Source organism: Pseudomonas sp. ICMP 460 (assembly GCF_002723595.1).
Lineage (GTDB): Bacteria > Pseudomonadota > Gammaproteobacteria > Pseudomonadales > Pseudomonadaceae > Aquipseudomonas > Aquipseudomonas kitaguniensis.
In genome coordinates this window covers 50964-71689 of sequence record NZ_LKBR01000020.1, presented here as the reverse complement: position 1 = coordinate 71689, position 20726 = coordinate 50964, and the positions used below count along the sequence as shown (strand labels likewise).

Sequence of the window (20726 nt, the reverse complement as noted above, 5' to 3'; positions counted from 1 at the left end):
GTTTTTCAGGGGTATTGGCTACTTCCTGGCGATGATCACCGCGCGCATTGGCGCGGGTAGCCCTTCGATGGTTTTGCTGTGGTCTGCAGGGTCGAGGAAGTCACTCAGTGACTGGAACTTCATCCACGCCGTGCCGCGCTGTTCTTCCACCGTGGTCACGCTCACATCCACGCAACGCACCTCGCTGAACCCCGCGCGGCGCAGCCACAACATCAAGGCCGGCACCGAGGGCAGGAACCACACATTGCGCATCTGCGCGTAGCGGTCTTCCGGCACCAGCACTTGCTGTTGGTCGCCCTCTACCACCAGGGTTTCGAGTACCAGTTCGCCGCCTTTGACCAGGCAGTCTTTCAGCGCCAGCAAGTGCTCGATCGGCGAGCGGCGGTGGTAAAACACGCCCATGGAAAACACCGTGTCGAAGCCTTCCAGGTTCGGCGGTAAATCTTCAAACGGGAACGGCAAGTGCCAGGCCTTGGGCGCCGACAGGTAACGCTGCACCGCCTGGAACTGACAGAAAAACAGCCAGTTTGGGTCCACGCCAATCACGCTGTCGGCGCCGGCGCCGAGCATGCGCCACATGTAATAACCGTTGCCGCAGCCCACGTCGAGAATGCGCTTGCCGTGCAAATTCAGGTGCGGTGCCACCCGTGACCACTTCCAGTCCGAGCGCCATTCGGTGTCTACGTGAACACCGAACAGGTTGAACGGGCCTTTGCGCCACGGGCTCAACCCCATCAGCGCGGTGTGCATCTGTGCGCGGGTCGCGTCGTCGCAATCAGTGTCCAGCACCAGGTCGTTAAGCAAGTCGACTTCGCTGGGCATGATCGCCGGCAACGCATCCAGCGCGCTCTGCCAACGCTCCAGGTCACCATGACCCTTTTCCATCTTGCTATCGAGTTGCGCTTGCAGGCCTTGAGCCCAAACGGCCAAAGGCGTGCCTACCAAGTGGCGGGCGAGGGGGGACAGATCAATCATGGCAAGGCAATCAACGAGGCAAAGTTAAGGCACTGGAACCACGGCACAACTGTCGAGAACCCGGCCGCCAGCAGGCGTTCACGGTGTTCCTCAAGGCTGTCGGGCTTCATGACGTTTTCGATGGCACTGCGCTTCTGGGCAATTTCCAGTTCGCTGTAGCCATTGGCGCGTTTGAACGCGATGTGCAGGTCGGTCAGCAGCGCATGCTCTTCAAGGTCATTGAAGCGCAGCTTTTCCGAGAGGATCAACGCCCCGCCCGGCAGCAGCGACTGTCGGATGCGCGCGAGCAATGCCAGGCGCTGGTCCGGGGCGATAAATTGCAGGGTAAAGTTCAGCGCCACCACCGAGGCCGGTTGGAACTGCAGCGCGAGGATGTCGCCCTCGATCACCTCAACCGGCAGCAACTCCTGGAACATCGAGTCCTGGCCATTGAGGTATTCACGGCAGCGCTCGACCATGGCTGCCGAGTTATCCACCGCTATCACCCGGCAACCGTCGGTGCGCACATGCCGACGCAGGGCCTGGGTCACCGCGCCGAGGGACGAACCCAAGTCGTAAAGCACACTGTGGGGCTGGGCGAACTGCGCGGCAAGCACGCCAAGGTTCTCGACGATGGTCGGGTAACCGGGCACCGAGCGTTTGATCATGTCGGGGAATACCCGCACCACGTCCTCGTTAAAGGCGAAGTCCGGCACTTGGGGCAAGGGCTGGGCGAATAGGCGATCGGGTTGTTTGCTCACGACTGGTCCGGCGACGATGGGGGAAAGACCGGCATTTTAGCCAAGTTGGCCCTCGCGTGCGCGGGTTGTCTGATCGAACACCGACGCCATGATGCACCACCGGCGTATCAATTCACCGTGATGGCGCAATCGAAGGTCTCAGCCGGTTCGGCTTCCGGCTCCCAAGGTTGTTGGGAGGTCACACGCAAACGGCCCTGGCCGGCGGCAAATGCCTGGAAGCGCCAAGTGGACTGGCCGCCGCCACCGATCACGCCGGACTCCGAGCTGCTGTAGACCTCGGGGCTGAGCGCGCGCAGCACACCGCCGGCGGAATCCTGGATGGCCCAGCGATAACCGGTGGTGGGGTTGCTCGGCAACGTAAGAATCAGGTTCTGGCCGGTTTTAAGCTGGAGCGGGCAGGCGCTCTGGTTGTCCACGCTGACGTTTTGCTTGGGCGCACTGGCGCACGCAGCCAGCAGGGCAAGGCTTGCGGGAAGAAGGAGGCGGGCAGCGGTCATGGGGTCTCCGTTGATTCACGACGAAGGGCGAGCATAACCGAAGATGAGACAAGGTGTGACACATGGCCCCATCGCGAGCAAGTCGAATCGTCGAACCGCCGCCCCCACATTTGAATGTATTCACATATCAAGTGTGGGAGCGGGCTTGCTCGCGATGAGGCCAGACCAGGCCCTACAAAACTGTCAGAACAACACCTTCGCCACATCGGCAAAGCGCTTGGCAAAGTGCACCGTCATGCCTTCCTTGAGGTACTCCGGCAACTCTTCAAAGCTGCCGCGGTTCGGCTCCGGCAAGATCAGTTCATGGATCTTCTGGCGCCGCGCCGCGATCACCTTCTCACGCACGCCGCCAATCGGCAGCACATGCCCGGTCAGCGTCAGCTCGCCGGTCATGGCCACGCCTTTTTTCGGCGGCTGGTTACGCGCCAACGACAGCAACGCACTGGCCATGGTTACCCCGGCACTCGGGCCGTCTTTGGGCGTGGCGCCTTCGGGCACGTGCAAGTGCACAAACGCTTCGTCGAAGAACTTCGGGTCACCGCCAAACGATTTCAAATTCGAGCTGATGTAGCTGTAGGCGATCTCGGCGGACTCTTTCATCACATCGCCCAACTGACCGGTGAGCTTGAAGCCGCGATTGAGTGTGTGAATTCGCGTTGCCTCAATCGGCAAGGTCGCGCCGCCCATGCTGGTCCACGCCAGGCCTGTGATCACGCCGGTGCCGGACAGCACTTGTTCGTTGCGAAACACCGGCATGCCCAACGAGCTTTCCAGGTCTTTGTTGCCGATCTTGATCAGCGTTTTCGGCTCATCCAGCAACTTGACCACGGCTTTGCGCACCAGTTTGCCCAGCTGTTTCTCCAACTGGCGCACGCCGGCTTCGCGCGCATAACCGTCGATCAACGCACGCAGCGCGCCGTCGCTGATGGTCAGGCTGGTTTTCGCCACGCCGGCTTTCTCCAACTGCTTGGGCCACAGGTGGCGCTTGGCGATGGCGACTTTTTCTTCGGTGATATAGCCCGACAGGCGAATCACTTCCATACGGTCGAGCAGCGGCCCCGGGATCGAGTCCAAGGTGTTGGCGGTGCACACGAACAGCACTTTGGACAGGTCCAGGCGCAGGTCCAGGTAGTGGTCGAGAAACTCGACGTTCTGCTCCGGGTCGAGGGTTTCGAGCAGCGCCGACGCCGGGTCGCCCTGGTAGCTTTGGCCCATCTTGTCGATCTCGTCGAGCATGATCACCGGGTTCATCACTTCCACATCTTTAAGCGCCTGCACCAGCTTGCCCGGCAGGGCGCCGATGTAGGTGCGGCGATGGCCCTTGATTTCGGCCTCGTCGCGCATGCCGCCGACGCTGAAACGGTAGAACGGCCGGCCCAGCGACTCGGCAATCGATTTGCCGACGCTGGTTTTGCCCACGCCCGGCGGGCCTACCAACAACACAATGGAGCCGGCGACTTCGCCTTTGTAGGCGCCCACCGCGAGGAATTCGAGAATGCGACTTTTGATGTCGTCGAGGCCCGCGTGGTGTTTATCCAGCACTTTGCGCGCGTGTTTGAGGTCGAGTTTGTCCTTGCCGTACACGCCCCACGGCACTGCCGTGGCCCAGTCCAGGTAGTTGCGCGTGACGGCGTATTCCGGCGAACCGGTTTCCAGGATCGAGAGTTTGTGCATTTCTTCATTGATGCGCTTTTGCGCCTGCGCCGGTAGCACTTTGCCTTCCAAACGCTGCTCGAACTGCTCGACGTCTGCGCTGCGGTCATCTTTGGTCAAGCCCAGCTCTTGCTGGATAACCTTGAGCTGCTCCTTGAGGAAGAACTCGCGCTGATGCTCGCCGATCTTGCGGTTCACCTCGGCGGAGATTTCCTTCTGCAGGCGCGCAACTTCGACTTCTTTGCGCAGCATCGGCAAGACTTTTTCCATGCGCTTGAGCATGGGCACGCAGTCCAGCACTTCCTGCAACTCGTTACCGGTGGCCGACGTCAGCGCGGCGGCGAAGTCGGTGAGCGGCGACGGGTCGTTGGGGCTGAAGCGGTTGAGGTAATTCTTCAATTCTTCGCTGTACAGCGGGTTGAGCGGCAGCAGTTCCTTGATCGCATTGATCAGCGCCATGCCGTAGGCCTTGACCTCATCGGTCGGCTGGGTGGGCTGATGCGGGTATTCGACTTCGACCAGGTACGGTGGGCGGTGGTGCTTGAGCCAGGTTTTGATGCGCACGCGGGTCAGGCCCTGCGCGACGAATTGCAGCTTGCCGTTTTCGCGGCTGGCGTGGTGCACCTTCACCAGGGTGCCGTACAGCGGCAGGCTGGAGGTGTCGAAGTGGCGCGGGTCGTCGGGTGGGGTTTCCATGAAAAACAGGGCGAGCGAGTGGTGGTCAGACTTGCTCACCAGTTCGAGGGTTTCGGCCCAGGGTTCTTCGTTGACGATCACCGGCAACACTTGCGCCGGGAAGAACGGCCGGTTGTGGATCGGGATGATGTAGACCTTGTCCGGCAGGTTTTGCCCAGGCAGGGCCAGGCCGGTGTTGGATGAGCTTTCGTGGTCAGCGTTTTCGGGGTCGGCGTAATCGTTGAGGTCTAGATCGGGGAATTCTTGCTGGTCGCTCATGGGGCACCTGCATAAGGAAGTATGCAGCTTAGATGGGGCGCGGCGACGGTGGTTTCAATGGGGTGGGCCAGATAGCAACATATTGCATGGATTTGTCGCGCTACAAATCTGCATAGGCACCCGCAACGCTTTTGTGGGAGACCCCACTGCATCTTTGATGTAGCGCTGTCGCGCGGCGAGCGGGCTTGGGGTGTTCTTTGGGTTTTCGTGCATATCCGTTGTTTGGGTGATGGCTTGTATCGGTTTCGCTCTTACAGCGAGTCACTTTTGAACAGCGCAAAAGTAACCAAAACGCTCTTGCCCCACCACTCGGTGCCTCGCTTAGGCTCGGCATGCCCGCCCGCAGGCTTGAATCNTTGGGTGATGGCTTGTATCGGTTTCGCTCTTACAGCGAGTCACTTTTGAACAGCGCAAAAGTAACCAAAACGCTCTTGCCCCACCACTTGGTGCCTCGCTTAGGCTCGGCATGCCCGCCCGCAGGCTTGAATCCGTGGGCCGCCGCGATGGGCCATCCTTGGCCCAGCGCGGCTAACCCGGCGTCCTGCCGGGTTACCCACGGATTCAAGCCTGCGTGCGGCCATCGTGGTTTAACGGGGCGCTTCTCAGATCAAAAGCAGATCAAAAGCAAAAGCACGGCGGCCTGAAAGCCGACCTGAGTGGTTGAAGCAGATCANATCAAAAGCAAAAGCACGGCGGCCTGAAAGCCGACCTGAGTGGTTGAAGCAGATCAAGGGCGGGTTTTGCATAAATAGCAGATCTGCTTTTTTTGCTTTCTGTGGGAGGGGGCTTGCTCCCGATAGCAGTTTTACAGTTGATACATGAGTTGACTGACCCTTGTGGGAGGGGGCTTGCTCCCGATAGCAGTTTTACAGTTGATACATGAGTTGACTGACCCGCCGCCATCGGGAGCAAGCCCCCTCCCACAGTTTGACCGAGTTTGGCTTAGTTGATCGTTCCCACGCTCTGCGTGGTAATGCCGCTCCGGACGCTCTGCGTCCCGCTTTTTCAGCCATAGAATCTCCCACAGTTGGCGGCGTCAGCTGATCTTGTGCAGATACCCAGGCAGTGGCTGCTCGGGTAACACCGACAGCACTTTGAGCCGCTGCAACATCCGCTGGCGTGCCCGCTGCAAATGCTCGCGCAAATTCAGCGCAGCAGCATCGAACGCGCCATGCAGCAACAGCTCCAGGATCAAGCGATGTTCGGCAAGCATGGCCGGATCAGCGCCGATCCCCAGCAAACGATAGAAAATCCGGCTGATGATCATCGGGCTCTGGCCCTGGCGAATCAGCGTGGCGATCTTGCGGTTTTGCAGGCCCGCCAGGCAATGCTGGTGCAAGTCCTCTTCGATTTGTTCGAGGGTCTCCAGGCTGCAGTGGGGGCTGTCCTGGGCGTCCAGTACGCGTTGCAACATGCCTTCGAGCACCTCGCGGTCGAGGTTCGGCGCGCTCTGGCGCAGGGCTTCGGGCTCTAGGCAGGCGCGCAGTTCGTAGTCTTCGGTCACTTCGCGCGCGGTCAGTGGCCCGGCCAGCCATTGCGAGTAGGGCTCTTTTTCGACCAGGCCACGGTCGCGCAGGCGCATCAGCGCTTCGCGCACTACCGCGCGGCTGACGCCGTAGTGGTCGGCGGCGGCTTGCTCATCCAGGCGGTAGTGGCCGAAGGCAATGCAGGTGGACAGCGCTGCGCCGATTTCTTCGACGATGCGCTCGCCCAGTGGCCGCGTGTCGACCAGCTCGTCGTCGCCATTCAGGCCCAGGTGCGCAGGGCTCACGGGCAGGCGCAACGGCTCCATCGCCAGGCCTTCGGGGTTGATCAGGTAGCCGCGACCGTTGAAGCGGCAGATCAACCCTTCGGCATGCAGCAGGTCCAGCGCCTTGCGCACCGGCACGCGGCTGGTGCCGAACAGTTCGGCGAGCGGCGCCTCAAGCAACACCAAACCGTGGCGGGCGGTGCCGTTGACGATCGCATCACGCAATAGCTGGTGAATCATCGCGTAACGGGAAGCCGAGGCGGACACTGCTTTCATCGCGTTCTTTGAAGCCTTCAGGAAGTTGGCCGGGGATTCTCTCATAGTTGCGCCTGTCACTCTGCGCCACGAAGGGGGCACTTTTTTGGGGCCTTGAAAGTCGGAATGTTACTTTTCTGCACCAAAATGTACTTATTAATAAAAGATACATTATTTCGTGCCAAGCTCGGCCACGCGTCTTCGCCAGGTTTTTTTGCTGCCTGCCATGCCCTCTATCCCGCAGCTCCAAGCGATAAAGGCGGTTCGCGCAAAAAATCGTCAACAGAGACTGGCACGAAAGCTGCCTTTGTAAAACGTACATTTTATTAATATGTACGTTTTAGAGGGTTTTCTTGATGCCAGACGCCACTTCAATGGCCGAAGCGTTCGCCAGTGGCCGCAGCGACCCGGTGCAGGTCCTCGAACAGGCCCTGAGCCAGGCGAGCCAGGCGCCAGGTGTGTTCATCTCGCTGAGCGCCGAACGCGCCCGGCGTGAGGCGCAAGCCGCCAGCGCGCGTTGGCGCGCAGGCCAGCCCCTGAGTGTGTTCGATGGCGTGCCACTGGCCTGGAAAGACCTGTTCGACGTGGCGGGCAGTGTCACCACCGCCGGCGCCGCTTACCGCCGCAATGCGCCTGCCGCCTTGCTCGATGCGCCATGCGTGGGCCTGTTGTGCCGCGCCGGAATGGTCAGCATGGGCAAGACCAACCTCAGCGAACTGGCGTACTCGGGCCTTGGCTTGAACCCGCATTTCGGTACGCCGCACAACCCTCACGGGCATGACCAAGCGCGTATTCCCGGCGGTTCGTCTGCAGGCTCTGCGGTGGCCGTTGCCGCCGGGATCGTGCCCATCGCCATGGGCACCGACACCGCCGGTTCGATCCGCATTCCCGCGGCCCTCAACGGCCTGGTGGGTTACCGCGCCAGCAGCCGACGCTACAGCCGTGACGGCGTGTTCCCGCTGGCGCACACCCTCGACAGCCTCGGCCCGCTGACCCGCAGCGTGCGCGATGCGCTGGCCATCGACGACTTGCTTCACGGCCGCAGCCAGCGCCACCTCCCGCGTAGCCTCAAGGGCCAGCGCCTGGTGCTGGAGCAAGGTGCGCTGGAAGCCATTGAACCGGGCGTGCGCAATAACCTGTTACGCGCGGTGGACCAACTCAAGTCCGCCGGTGCGCTGGTCGAGGTGCGCCCATCGGCGACGTTCCAGGCCACCCTGGACTTGATCAAAGACCACGGCTGGCTCGGCGCCTTTGAAGCGTTTGCGCTGCATCAAGCATTGCTCGACAGCACTGACGCGCAAAAACTTGACCCGCGCGTACGCCGCCGCCTTGAAGCGGCGCGCGCTCTGCCGGCCAGCCAGCTTATTTACCTGACAACGGCGCGCCGCCGCCTGCAACAACAACTGATCGACGAACTCGACGGCGCCCTCCTGATCACCCCAACCGTCGCGCATGTGGCACCGCCATTGGCGCCGCTGGAGGCCGACGACGCGCTGTTCGTCAAAACCAACCTCGCCACCCTGCGCCTGACCATGCCCGGCAGTTTGCTCGACATGCCGGGCGTCAGCTTGCCCAGCGGTCGCGATGCCCAAGGCCTGCCGACCGGGCTGCTGCTCAGCGCCCCGGCCGGGGAAGACGCACGCCTTTTGCGCGCTGCGTTGTCGGTCGAATCCGCAATGATTATTTAAGGAGACACATCATGGCTAAAGACATTCTCTGTGCATTTGGCGTCGACGTTGATGCCGTCGCCGGTTGGCTCGGCTCTTACGGCGGCGAAGATTCGCCCGACGACATTTCCCGCGGCCTGTTCGCCGGTGAAATCGGCGCGCCGCGCCTGCTCAAATTGTTTGAACGCTACGGCCTGCGCACCACCTGGTTTATCCCCGGCCACTCGATGGAAACCTTCCCCGAGCAAATGAAAGCGGTGGCCGACGCCGGCCACGAAATCGGTGTGCACGGCTACAGCCACGAAAACCCTATCGCGATGACGGCCGAGCAGGAAGAAATCGTCCTCGACAAGGCCATCGAACTGATCACCCACGTCACCGGCAAACGCCCCACCGGCTACGTCGCGCCGTGGTGGGAATTCAGCAAAGTGACCAACGAGCTGTTGCTGAAAAAAGGCATCAAGTACGACCACAGCCTGATGCACAACGACTTCCACCCGTACTACGTGCGCAAGGGCGATAGCTGGACCAAGATCGACTACAGCCAGCACCCCGACACGTGGATGAAGCCGCTGGTGCGCGGTGAAGAAACCGATTTGGTCGAGATCCCGGCCAACTGGTACCTCGACGACCTCCCGCCGATGATGTTTATCAAAAAGGCGCCCAACAGCCACGGCTTCGTCAACCCGCGCCACCTTGAAGAAATGTGGCGCGACCAGTTCGACTGGGTGTACCGCGAGCATGAGCACGCGGTGTTCACCATGACCATTCACCCCGACGTGTCCGGTCGCCCACAAGTGCTGCTGATGCTTGAGCGCCTGATCGAACACATCCAGAGCCATGCCGGCGTGCGTTTTGTCACCTTCGACGAAATCGCCGACGACTTCATCCGCCGCCAACCGCGTACCTGACCCTTTGCTCCCACCCTTGAGGCGCGATTTATGTCCATCTATAACAAGCTTGACCTGACTGGCTGGAAACCCCGGCAACTGACGTCCCAGGAAGTGCGCTTCGCCACCTGGATCGCGTTTTTCGCCTGGGTGTTTGCGGTGTACGACTTCATTCTGTTCGGCACCTTGTTGCCGGAGATCGGCCGGCATTTTGGCTGGGGCGAAGTGGAGCAAGCTGAAATCGCGACATGGGTGGCGCTGGGCACGGCGGTGGTTGCGCTGGGCATCGGGCCTATCGTGGATAAATTGGGGCGGCGCAAAGGGATTATTTTTACCGTCGCAGGTTCGGCGCTTTGCTCGGCACTCACCGCGATTGGCGGTGCGTGGGGCAAGTCGTCATTGATTCTGATCCGTTCGTTGGGCGGCTTGGGGTATGCCGAAGAAACCGTCAACGCCACGTATTTGAGTGAGCTGTACGCCGCCTCGCAAGACCCGAAACTGGCCAAGCGTCGCGGGTTTATCTACAGCCTGGTGCAAGGCGGCTGGCCGGTGGGGGCGCTGATTGCGGCGGGTTTGACCGCGCTGTTGCTGCCGGTCATTGGCTGGCAGGGGTGTTTTATTTTCGCCGCGATCCCGGCGATTGTGATTGCGGTGATGGCGCGCAAGCTTAAGGAAAGCCCGCAGTTTCAGATTCATCAGCGTATCAGCCAACTGCGTAAAAGCGGCGCGGTGAGCGAAGCGCAAAACGTCGCCATGACCTATGGCGTGGACTACGACGAACACAGTAAGGCGGGCCTCAAAGCCGCGTTCCGTGGCCCGGCGCGTCGCGCCACGTTGGTGATTGGCGCCGCGCTGCTGCTCAACTGGGCGGCGATCCAGGTGTTCAGCGTGCTCGGTACGTCGGTGATCGTCAGCGTGCACCACATCTCGTTCGAGAACTCGCTGATCATCCTCGTGCTGTCGAACCTGGTGGGTTACTGCGGTTACCTGACTCACGGTTGGATGGGCGACAAAATCGGCCGTCGCAACGTGATTGGCCTGGGTTGGATGCTCGGCGGCCTGGCGTTTGCCGGGATGCTGTTTGGCCCAAGCAATATGCCGATGGTGGTCGGGCTGTACAGCTTGGGCCTGTTCTTCCTGATCGGGCCTTACTCGGCCGCGCTGTTTTTTATCAGCGAGAGTTTCCCGACCAGCATCCGCGCCACCGGCGGCGCGATTATTCATGCGATGGGCCCGATTGGTGCAGTGGTCGCAGGCTTTGGCGCCACCCAGGTGTTGGCCGCCGGCAGTGACTGGCAGACCGCCGCGCTGTGGTTCGGCGCGCTGCCGTGCTTCTTGTCCGGTGCCCTGATGTTTGCCGCGCGCCACGTGCGCCCGGAAACCGTTCAGTAAGGAGAGTGTGATGACGCGCAAAACAGCCCTGATTACCGGTGCCGCCAGCGGCATCGGCCAAGCCCTCGCCGTGGCCTATGCGCGCGCGGGTGTGCAGGTGGTGGGCGGGTATTACCCGGCCGATCCGCATGACCCGAAAACCACGCTCGATTTGGTCGAAGCCGCGGGCGGTGAGTGCCTGATGCTGGCGCTGGACGTGGGTGATACCGCTTCGGTAGACGCGCTTGCGGCGCGCGCCGTGGAGCATTTCGGGCGCCTCGATTACGCGGTGGCCAACGCGGGGTTGTTGCGCCGCGCGCCGTTGCTGGAGATGACCGATGCGCTGTGGAACGAGATGCTCAATGTCGACCTGACGGGGGTGATGCGCACCTTCCGCGCGGCCACCCGGCATATGCGCGAAGGCGGCGCGCTGGTAGCGATTTCGTCGATAGCCGGCGGCGTATATGGCTGGCAGGAGCACAGCCATTACGCGGCGGCCAAGGCTGGCGTGCCGGGCTTGTGCCGCTCGCTGGCGGTGGAGTTGGCGCCGTTGGGCATTCGCTGCAATGCGGTGATCCCGGGGTTGATCGAGACGCCGCAGTCGCTGGATGCAAAGAATTCGCTCGGGCCTGAAGGGTTGGCCAAAGCTGCCCGCGCAATTCCGCTGGGGCGAGTAGGGCGGGCGGATGAAGTGGCGTCGCTGGTGCAGTTTTTGACCAGTGAGGCGTCAAGCTACCTGACGGGGCAAAGCATCGTCATCGACGGCGGCCTGACCGTGCGCTGGCCCGACTGAACTGTGAGAGGGCTTGCTCCCGATGGTGGTGTGTCAGTCCCAGTTGCTTTGTCTGGCCCACCGCTATCGGGTCAGCTACCGGATTACTACCGTGCGCTGGCGCGATTGAAATGTGGGAGGGGGCTTGCTCCCGATGGCGGTGTGTCAGTCACAGTGTTTTATCTGGCCCACCGCCATCGGGAGCAAGCCCCCTCCCACAGTGGAATGTGTTTTTTCAGGGGTTTTTGTATGGGCCACTCACCTGCTGCAGCGTATTACCGTGCGCCGGTGAGGGTTAAATGTGGGAGGGGGCTTGCTCCCGATGGCGGTGTGTCAGTCACAGTTGTTTTATCTGGCCCGCCGCTATCGGTAGCAAGCCCCCTCCCACAGTGGAATGGGTTTTTTTCAGGGTTTTTTGTGTGCATCAACTCATCAGCTACCGGGTTACTACCGTGCGCTGGTGCGATTGAAATGTGGGAGGGGGCTTGCTCCCGATGGTGGTGTGTCAGTCACAGTGTTTTATCTGGCCCGCCGCTATCGGGAGCAAGCCCCCTCCCACAGTGGAGTGTGTTTTTTTCAGGGTTTTTTGTATGGGCCACTCACCTGCTGCAGCGTATTACCGTGCGCCGGTGAGGGTTAAATGTGGGAGGGGGCTTGCTCCCGATGGCGGTGTGTCAGTCACAGTTGTTTTATCTGGCCCGCCGCTATCGGGAGCAAGCCCCCTCCCACAGTGGAATGGTTTTTTTTCAGGAGTTTTGTATGGATCAGTTGATTAACCGTCGTGCGGTTATTACCGGCGCAGGCAGTGGCATTGGCGCCGCTATCGCCCGTGCTTATGCGGCCGAAGGCGCGCGCTTGCTGTTGGCCGATCGCAATGCAGCAAGCCTTGCCGAAACCGCTATCACTTGCCGCAACCTCGGCGCCGAGGTGGTCGAATGCCTGGCCGACGTGGGCACCGTTGAGGGCGCCCAGGCCAGTATTGATCGCTGCGTCGAACACTTCGGCGGTATCGATATTCTGGTCAACAATGCCGGCATGCTCACCCAGGCGCGTTGCGTCGACCTCACTGTCGAAATGTGGAACGACATGCTGCGCGTCGACCTCACCAGTGTGTTCGTCGCCAGCCAGCGCGCGTTGCCGCACATGCTGGCGCAGCGCTGGGGGCGCATCATCAATGTGGCCTCGCAACTGGGCATCAAGGGTGGCGCCGAGCTGACGCATTACGCCGCGGCCAAGGCCGGAGTGATTGGCTTCACCAAATCGCTGGCGCTGGAAGTGGCCAAGGACAACGTGCTGGTCAACGCCATCGCGCCTGGGCCTATTGAAACGCCGTTGGTGGGCGGCATCAGCGATACCTGGAAACGCGCCAAGGCCGCCGAGTTACCGTTGGGCCGCTTTGGCCTGGCAGATGAAGTTGCGCCTACCGCCGTGCTGCTCGCGAGTGAGCCGGGCGGCAACCTGTTCGTTGGCCAGACCCTGGGCCCGAATTCCGGCGATGTCATGCCATGAGTGAGGTGTAGCCATGTGCGGACTCTGCGGGTTGCTCGGTGAAGACCTGCACTGGAGCGACCCCTTGGGCGATGAATTGCCCAGACGCCGCGAGCGCCAGCGCCGCATCGCCGCGATCAACCAGGTATTGGCGGTGTTCCGGCTCAAGGTCGAAGACTTCCAGGGCGCGTCGTATCTGCTCTTGGGCGCCACCGGCAAGCAAGCGCTGGCGAGCGGCCTGGATCAGCTTTGGCAAGCGGCAGAAAGCATGCTCGGCCGCCCCATCGACCCACTCGACCCCAACCTGCTCGACTACTTGGAGTCTGTATGAGCATCGCCCTCAACGTCATTACCGGCTTTCTCGGCAGCGGCAAAACCACGTTGCTCAAGCGCCTGTTACACGGCGAGAGCCTCGGTGACACCGCCTTGCTGATCAACGAATTCGGCGACGTCGGCATCGATCATTTGTTGGTCGAAGAGGTCGCGCCAGATACCGTGCTGCTGCCCAGCGGCTGCGTCTGCTGCTCGATTCGCGGTGAGCTGAAAGACGCCCTGCTGAACCTGTTGCAACGGCGTGAACGCGGCGAAATCCCGGCCTTCAAACGGGTCATCCTGGAGACCACCGGCCTCGCCGACCCGGCGCCGATCCTCGCCACATTGAACAATGACGTGCAACTGCGCGGGCGTTTCCATATCGGCCTGGTGATCACCCTGGTCGACGCCAGCCATGCCGCCCTGCAAGAACGCCTGCACCCGGAATGGCTGGCCCAGGTGGCGGCGGCGGATCGGTTGCTGCTCAGCAAGACCGACGTGGTCGGCGACTGCACGGCGCTGCGCACGCACTTGCAGGCGCTGAACGCGGGCACGCCGATCCTCAACACCGATGAGATTCACAGCGGTGATCAACTGCTGCTCGGCGAAGGCCTGCGCAGCGCCGAACCCGCTGTCGAAGTCAGCCGCTGGCAACTGCACCAAACCACCACGGCGACTCACGGCACCGCGCAAGTCTGCTGCCTGACCTTCGACCAGCCGCTGGACTGGGTGGGGTTCGGGGTGTGGTTGTCGATGCTGTTAAGATGCCACGGCGAACGAATCCTTCGCGTCAAAGGACTGCTCAACGTGAACGCAAGCTCGGCCCCTATCGTCATTCATGGCGTGCAGCACTGCCTGCATGCCCCGGTGCATTTGCCTGCATGGCCAGGCACCGACCGGCAATCGCGCCTGGTATTTATCCTGCGTGGCCTCGACCCGGCGCTGTTACGGCGCTCGTTTGACGTGTTCTCCCGGCGGTTTGCCGCATGATCACACTTCGCGTGCTCGGTACGTCCGTCACTTTGCTGGAATGCCTGCGCGTGCGTGCCGAGCAAGAGCTGGGCATTCGCCTGGTGTACCAGGTGCACGATGTTGAACAGGCCCAGCGCATTGCGGTGATGCAGCCCGACAGCTACGACCTGTACGACCAGTGGTTTCACAACGTCGACTTTGTGTGGCCTGCACGGGCGATCCAGCCCATCGACACGCGACGCATCGCGCTGTGGCACGAGATCAACGACCTGCCCAAGCGCGGTCGCTTGTCGGCCAGCGACCGGCTGGGCAGCGGCAGCGTGCCCAGTGAACGCCTGTTTGTGCAGCACGATGGCAGCCTCGGCAGCACCGTGACCGAGCGCATCAGCATGTTGCCGCTGACGCACAACGCCGACAGTTTTGCCTACCGCCCCGAACGTTTGCCCGAAGGCTTCAGCCATGGCAACGAAAGCTGGGGCTGGCTGCTCGACCCGGCCTGGAGCGCGCGTACAGCGTTGCAAAGTGACGCCGCGATTGGCGCGCTGGACGCCGCGCTGGCCGTGCAGGGCGCGGGGCTGGCGCACTTCAAGGACATCGGCAATATGAGCATCGAAGAGATCGATGTGCTGGCTGACATTCTGGTGCGCAAGCAGAAGGAGGGGCACTTTGCGGCGTTCTGGTCGGACGACGAAGAGGCGGCGCAGTTGATGCTCAGCCCCAGCATCGATATCCAGAGCCTGTGGTCGCCGACCTTGATGCGCTTGCACCGTGCCGGGGTGAAATACCGGCTGGCGGTGCCCCGCGAAGGTTATCGCGCCTGGTTTGGCGGGCTGTCGTTGTCACGCCATGCCCAGGGCCCGGTGCTGGATGCGGCGTACGCTTATCTGAATTGGTGGTTGTCCGGCTGGCCTGGGGCGGTGATGGCGCGCCAGGGCTATTACATCGGCAACCCGGCGCGCACGCGCGACCATTTGAGCAGTGCCGAGTGGGATTACTGGTATGCCGGTTTGCCTGCCCGGGAGCAGTTGTTGGGCAGTGACGGCTTGCCGCTGATCGACGTCGGCGAGGTGCGCGATGGCGGCTCCTATGAGCAACGCATGGGGCACATCGCCGTGTGGAACTCAGTGATGGATGAGCACAACTACCTGGTGCGCCGATGGGGCGATTTCATGCGCGCTCGCTTGGGCGCTTAGCCGAGAGCGTATTGATCGTTCCCACGCTCCGCGTGGTAATGCGGCTCTGGACGCTCTGCGTCCTGCGGCCTGCGAGGTGCTCACGCCTTGCGCAAGGTGACGCGGAGCGTTATGGGCTGCATGCCCACGCAGAGCGTGGGAACGATCGTGATGGCCAAATTCCCCGTTTGGCTGGGTGTACTTATCCCAACTCCCGGCTAATCTCCTGAAATCCGATTTTTTCTGAAAATGAAGGCGTGGGCTGGCTTACCGGTGGGCTACAGCTTTTTCGACTATGGTCGATAACTTCTACAGAGCCTGACCCGTTGCACAGGTTTTACCGACCAGCGGTGAGCGCTTGTCGCATATTCAGTAGTGGCTATTGGCCTTGTTTGCGGCATCATCTAAGCCCTAACGCCCGTTGCAGCGTTTTTATGCCAAGGCTGGCCGCCACTTTTTTTCTTTCACGTGGACCCCGAATGGCCAGGTTATTTCAGCAGTTATCCCTAGTCATCCTCTTGCTCTCGGCCCACGCATTGGCCGCTGCGGCGACGCTTGAGGTGATGGTGCATCAAGCGGATGGCGCCTCGGTCGGTGATGCGGTGGTGACACTGCAAGGGCCCATCGGTGCACCGGCTGGCACCCTCAAAGCCGACATGGACCAGCGCGGCCAGCAGTTCGCGCCGCATGTACTGGCGGTGCACACCGGCACGCAAGTGCGCTTCCCCAACAGCGACAACATCCGCCATCAGGTCTATTCCTTTTCTGCCGCGAAACGCTTTGAGCTGCGCCTGTACGAAGGCACGCCGGCTGCGCCATTGCTGTTCGATAAACCCGGTGTAGTGGTGCTCGGCTGCAATATTCATGACTGGATGCTTGGCTATATTTACGTCACCGACGACCCACGTTTCGGTGTCAGCGATGCTCAGGGCCGGGTGCGTCTGGAACAACTGCCGGTCGGTGATTACCACGTCACCCTGTGGCACCCGCAACTGGCGGACATGCAACCGCTGGATGGCGGCACCTTGCGCATTCCCGCCGCAGGCCTCAGCCATAACGTCGTCTTGAGCCTGGAGCCTGTCTCAGCGGACGTGCCGCCAACACCTGCGCCGACGGTTTTTGGCGACGCCTTCAATCGAGCTGCCCGTGAAACTGCGCAGTAGCTTCCAGGCGCGTGTCGCCAGTGTGCTGATCCTGCTATTGCTGGTGGTGATCGGTGCGCTGTATTTCAGCGTAAAAGCCGCGACCAGTTCCGCCGTGCGCGGCCAGGCCATGATGCAATTGGAGGTGGGGTCGCGGGTGTTCGAACGCTTGCTGGACGTGCGCGGTCGGCGCCTGGCGGACGGCGTGCAACTGCTGGCGGCGGACTTCGGTTTTCGCGATGCGGTGGCCAGCGGTGATTCGGCGACCCTGCGTTCGGTGCTGCTCAACCATGGCAAACGCATCAACGCCAGCGACATGATTTTGCTCGGCATGGACGGCACAGTCCTCGCCAGCACTCTGGCTGATGTGCCTGAGGGCTCGGCCTTTCGCTACGACATGGCCCTGCGCGAAGCCCGACGCAACCGCCAAACCACGCTGATGGTGCCGCTGCAAGGCAAGCCGCACCTGTTGGTGGAAGCACCGGTGCTGGCGCCGTTGCCGATTGCCCGGGTGGTGATGGGCTTCAGCATGGACAGCGCGTTTGCCGATGAGCTGCGCTCGCTGAGCAATCTGGAGGTGTCATTCCTGACCATTGATCGCCAACAACCCGGCGAACTGGTCAGCACCCAGCCGCAGGTATTGCGCGACAGCATCGTCAGCCTGATGTTGGGCACTGCCACGCGCAATGGGGTGTCCACCACCGAACACATGGAACACAGTTTTCTCAGCCAGACGCTGGTGTTGGCCAGCGACAACGACGGCCAGGTACTCGCGTTGCTGCAAAGCCCGCTGGACATGGCGATGCAGGCTTTTGTGCCGCTCGATGAAAAAATTCTGGTGATTGCCTTGATCGCGCTGATGGCCTCGCTGACCGGCGCCTTGCTGCTGGCGCGTGGCGTGTCGCGACCGGTGCAGGCGCTGGCGCTGGCGGCCGAGCGGATTGGCCAGGGTGATTACCAGACGCCTGTGGCGCTGGACCGCAGCGACGAACTCGGGCGGTTGGCGCATACGCTCAATTTGATGCAAAACGGCATTGCCGAACGCGAACAACAACTGGCGCACAACGCGCTGCATGATCGCCTCACCGGTTTGCCCAACCGCGCGCTGGCGATGGAGCGCCTCGGCAGTGCGATTGCCACCCAGCGGCCGATGGCGCTGATTTACCTGGGCATTGATAACTTGCGCGCCGCCAGCGAAACCGCCGGGCCGGACGCGGTGGATCACGTGCTGCTAGAGGTCAGCCGCCGCCTGCAGGTGGCGTTACGCCCTGGCGATACCCTGGCGCATTTGATTGCCGACGAATTCCTGCTGCTGCTGGAAGGCGCGGGCAGCCAGGAAGCCGTGGGCCTGGCCGACAAACTTCAACAGTTGCTGCTGCGCCCCCAACGCATCAATGGCCATGACCTGGCGCTGGATTGCCGCTTGGGCATCGCCGCGTACCCGGCCGATGGCGAAAGCCCCCAGACCTTGCTGGAGCGCGCGGCGATTGCGATGAAAGACGCCGCACAAATGCCTGGCCGCTTGCAGGTGTACGAACACGGCAGCGACCTCGCACACCGTCGCCAGATCACCTTGATTCGCGATTTGCGCCACGCGCCGAGCCAAGGCCAATTGCTGTTGCATTACCAGCCCAAGCTGGACATTCGCCAGGGCCACGTGCGCCAGGCCGAAGCCTTGTTGCGCTGGCAGCACCCGCAGTTCGGCATGGTCTCGCCGGCAGAATTTATCCCGTTGGCCGAGCGCTCGGGCAGCATTCGGTTGCTGACCCATTGGGTGATCGAGGAGGGCATTCGCCAGTTGTGCGACTGGAACCGGCGCGGGTTGTACCTGCAACTGTCGCTGAACATCTCGGCCGACGATTTGCTCGGCGACGAGTTGGCCCATCGGGTCTCGGCGCTGCTGCGCCGCTATAACCTGCCCGCCGAACAACTGTTGTTCGAGATCACCGAAAGCGCGGTCATGCGTGAGCCGGAAAAAGCCCTGCACGTGCTGCACCTGCTGCGCGACTGTGGTATCGGCCTGTCGGTGGACGATTTCGGCACGGGCTATTCGTCGCTGGCGCACCTCAAGCGCCTGCCGGTGCAGGAATTGAAGATCGACCAATCCTTCGTTCGCAACCTCGATGAAACCAGTGAAGACGCAGTGATCGTGCGTTCGACCATCGAGATGAGCCACAACCTTGGCCTTAAAGTGGTCGCCGAGGGCGTCGAATACGCCCACAGCCTGCGCCTGTTGGAGCGTTGGCAGTGCGACACGGCGCAGGGTTACCTGATCAGTCGGCCATTGACCGCCGACGCCTTTGAAGCGTGGGTGGCCCAGCCGCTCAGCGTGCACACTAGCTTGGTTCATTGAGTGACATGACGGTGCGTTTTTATCTATTGATAGGCTGCCTCAGCGCGTTAACCCTGCAAACGGCGGTGGCCGATAACGGCCGTCTGCTCGCCACTGGCGGCGCCAGCAGCCTTGAGGGCGCGGCGGGCGGCGGCATCACGCCGTGGGCGGTGTTGGCCGGTTACGGCGAACAGGGCGAATGGGGCGCGACGGCGTTCGCCACCACGGTTAATCTGCCGGACTACCGCTTGGATGTGGCCGGGCTGGCGCTGGCGTATGACAACCGCGTCGAGGTGTCTTTCGCGCGTCAGCGCTTCGACCTCGGCACCTTGGTGCACCGGCTGAATTTGCCGGATGACCACCTCGGCCAAGACGTGTTGGGCCTCAAGGTGCGGCTGTTTGGGGATGTGATTTACGACCGCCTGCCGCAGGTTTCCCTCGGCCTGGAATACAAGCACCAGAACGCTTTCGAGATACCCAGCCTGGTCGGCGCCAAACGCGACAGTGACGTCGAAGGCTACCTGGCCGCCAGCCGGTTGTTCATGGGCGCAGCCTTTGGCTACAACGTGTTGGTTAACGGCAGCCTGCGTTACAGCCGGGCGAATGAAACCGGCTTGCTCGGTTTTGGCGGTGACCGCCGCGACAGCCGCAGCCTGCTCAAGGAAGGTTCGCTGGCGCTGCTGTTCAACCCGCGCTGGGCGGTGGGCGTGGAGTATCGCGAGAAGCCCGACAACCTGTCGTTTGCCGGTGAAAGTGACTGGGCGGATGTGTTTGTCGGATATTTCCCCAACAAGCATGTGTCGTTTGTATTGGCCTATGCGCGGCTTGGGGAGATCGCCACGCTGGATAACCAGAACGGCACGTATTTGTCGGTGCAGGGGAGTTTCTGATGCGTTTTCTGGCGTTTTTCATGATGCTGTTGATCGGCGCATGCGCTCAGCAACCGGTTAAGGATGACAGCTTGTACCGCGACCTTGGAGCGCTGCCCGGGATCACCCGAATTGTTGAAGGCATGCTGCTTAACGTCGCGCGCGATGGGCGCATTGTTGAGCACTTTCGCCGGGTTGATATACAGCGTTTGCGTAACAAGTTGATCGAGAAGTTTTGTGTAGAGGCGGGCGGGCCGTGTACGTATACCGGAGACGGTATGGCTGAGGTGCATAAGGGCCAGAAGGTCAGTCGCAGTGATTTTAATGCCTTGGTGGAGGACTTGATCAAGGCGATGGACAGCGAAGGGATCGCAGTGCCCGTGCAGAATCGGTTAATAGCGCGGCTGGCAGCGCTGCGCGGTGAAGTGATCGAACACTGATCCCAGTGTGGCAGGGGGCTTGCTCGCGATGCAGGCACCTCGGACCATCAGTTACACCGCGTCGATGCCATCGGGAGCAAGCCCCCTCCCACAGTTGGCAGCACTGCGCGGTGGCAGGGGGCTTGCCCCCCTCCCACTTTCAATCCCCCAAGCAGAATGTATTCAAAATGTGGGAGCGGGCTTGCTCGCGATGCAGGCACCTCGGTCCATCAGTTACACCGCGTCGATGCCATCGGGAGCAAGCCCCCTCCCACAGTTGGCAGCGCTGCGCGGTGGCAGGGGGCTTGCTCACCTCCCACATTCAATCCCCCAAGCAGACTGCATTCAAAATGTGGGAGCGGGCTTGCTCGCGATGCAGGCACCTCGGACCATCAGTTACACCGCGTCGATGCCATCGGGAGCAAGCCCCCTCCCACAGTTGGCAGCACTGCGCGGTGGCAGGGGGATTGCTCCACCCCACTTTCAATCCCCCAAG

The 20726-nt window shown here is 61.7% G+C and carries 17 protein-coding genes; 12 read left to right on the top strand and 5 right to left on the bottom strand.

From position 1 onward, the window contains the following. Window positions 1-18 precede the first annotated feature (18 nt). From cmoB to AO240_RS15270, 5 genes are all read right to left on the bottom strand, one after another. Window positions 19-975, bottom strand: coding sequence for a tRNA 5-methoxyuridine(34)/uridine 5-oxyacetic acid(34) synthase CmoB (cmoB, locus tag AO240_RS15295; RefSeq protein WP_099237179.1), 957 nt, complete (start codon window positions 973-975; stop codon window positions 19-21). After that, entirely contained in the window at window positions 972-1715 is a 744-nt protein-coding gene (gene cmoA, locus AO240_RS15290; protein ID WP_099237178.1) for a carboxy-S-adenosyl-L-methionine synthase CmoA, read from the bottom strand. The genes cmoB and cmoA overlap by 4 nt, the downstream gene beginning before the upstream one ends. A 107-nt stretch (window positions 1716-1822) precedes the next feature. Next, window positions 1823-2212, bottom strand: coding sequence for a protease inhibitor I42 family protein (locus tag AO240_RS15285; protein ID WP_099237177.1), 390 nt, complete (start codon window positions 2210-2212; stop codon window positions 1823-1825). Window positions 2213-2395: 183 nt separating this feature from the next. Continuing rightward, entirely contained in the window at window positions 2396-4819 is a 2424-nt protein-coding gene (gene lon, locus AO240_RS15280) for an endopeptidase La (protein ID WP_099237176.1), read from the bottom strand. Between the two features lie 1036 nt (window positions 4820-5855). Beyond that, a complete protein-coding gene (locus tag AO240_RS15270; RefSeq protein ID WP_099237175.1) occupies window positions 5856-6845 on the bottom strand; it encodes a GntR family transcriptional regulator in 990 nt (329 codons plus the stop codon). A 335-nt stretch (window positions 6846-7180) separates the two neighbouring features. Between AO240_RS15270 and AO240_RS15265 the strand changes: the two genes are divergently transcribed. The 12 genes from AO240_RS15265 to AO240_RS15210 all read left to right on the top strand — a co-directional run bounded on the left by AO240_RS15265 (window position 7181) and on the right by AO240_RS15210 (window position 20251). After that, window positions 7181-8512, top strand: a complete 1332-nt coding sequence (locus tag AO240_RS15265; RefSeq protein WP_177445829.1) for an amidase — start codon at window positions 7181-7183, stop codon at window positions 8510-8512. Window positions 8513-8523: 11 nt separating this feature from the next. After that, window positions 8524-9402 (top strand): polysaccharide deacetylase, encoded by an 879-nt coding sequence (locus tag AO240_RS15260; protein WP_099237173.1) that lies wholly within the window; start codon window positions 8524-8526, stop codon window positions 9400-9402. Between the two features lie 30 nt (window positions 9403-9432). Then, window positions 9433-10773, top strand: coding sequence for an MFS transporter (locus AO240_RS15255; protein WP_099237172.1), 1341 nt, complete (start codon window positions 9433-9435; stop codon window positions 10771-10773). A gap of 10 nt (window positions 10774-10783) precedes the next feature. Further along, a complete protein-coding gene (locus AO240_RS15250; protein WP_099237171.1) occupies window positions 10784-11545 on the top strand; it encodes an SDR family NAD(P)-dependent oxidoreductase in 762 nt (253 codons plus the stop codon). A 738-nt stretch (window positions 11546-12283) separates the two neighbouring features. Beyond that, window positions 12284-13033 (top strand): SDR family NAD(P)-dependent oxidoreductase, encoded by a 750-nt coding sequence (locus AO240_RS15245; RefSeq protein ID WP_099237170.1) that lies wholly within the window; start codon window positions 12284-12286, stop codon window positions 13031-13033. A 13-nt stretch (window positions 13034-13046) separates the two neighbouring features. Further along, entirely contained in the window at window positions 13047-13343 is a 297-nt protein-coding gene (locus AO240_RS15240) for a hypothetical protein (protein ID WP_099237169.1), read from the top strand. After that, the gene (locus AO240_RS15235) at window positions 13340-14314 is read left to right on the top strand and encodes a GTP-binding protein (protein WP_099237168.1); all 975 of its coding nucleotides are present in this window, start codon (window positions 13340-13342) and stop codon (window positions 14312-14314) included. Before AO240_RS15240 ends, AO240_RS15235 begins: the two co-directional genes overlap by 4 nt. Beyond that, window positions 14311-15489: a PotD/PotF family extracellular solute-binding protein gene (locus tag AO240_RS15230; RefSeq protein WP_099237167.1), complete on the top strand. Its 1179-nt coding sequence runs from the start codon at window positions 14311-14313 to the stop codon at window positions 15487-15489. Before AO240_RS15235 ends, AO240_RS15230 begins: the two co-directional genes overlap by 4 nt. Window positions 15490-15947: 458 nt before the next feature. Continuing rightward, entirely contained in the window at window positions 15948-16631 is a 684-nt protein-coding gene (locus tag AO240_RS15225; RefSeq protein ID WP_099237166.1) for a methylamine utilization protein, read from the top strand. Further along, window positions 16615-18963: a bifunctional diguanylate cyclase/phosphodiesterase gene (locus AO240_RS15220; RefSeq protein ID WP_099237165.1), complete on the top strand. Its 2349-nt coding sequence runs from the start codon at window positions 16615-16617 to the stop codon at window positions 18961-18963. Before AO240_RS15225 ends, AO240_RS15220 begins: the two co-directional genes overlap by 17 nt. Before the next feature lie 5 nt (window positions 18964-18968). Next, entirely contained in the window at window positions 18969-19832 is an 864-nt protein-coding gene (locus AO240_RS15215; RefSeq protein ID WP_099237164.1) for a DUF3034 family protein, read from the top strand. After that, window positions 19832-20251, top strand: coding sequence for a group 1 truncated hemoglobin (locus AO240_RS15210; protein WP_099237163.1), 420 nt, complete (start codon window positions 19832-19834; stop codon window positions 20249-20251). Before AO240_RS15215 ends, AO240_RS15210 begins: the two co-directional genes overlap by 1 nt. The last annotated feature ends 475 nt before the right edge of the window (window positions 20252-20726 follow it).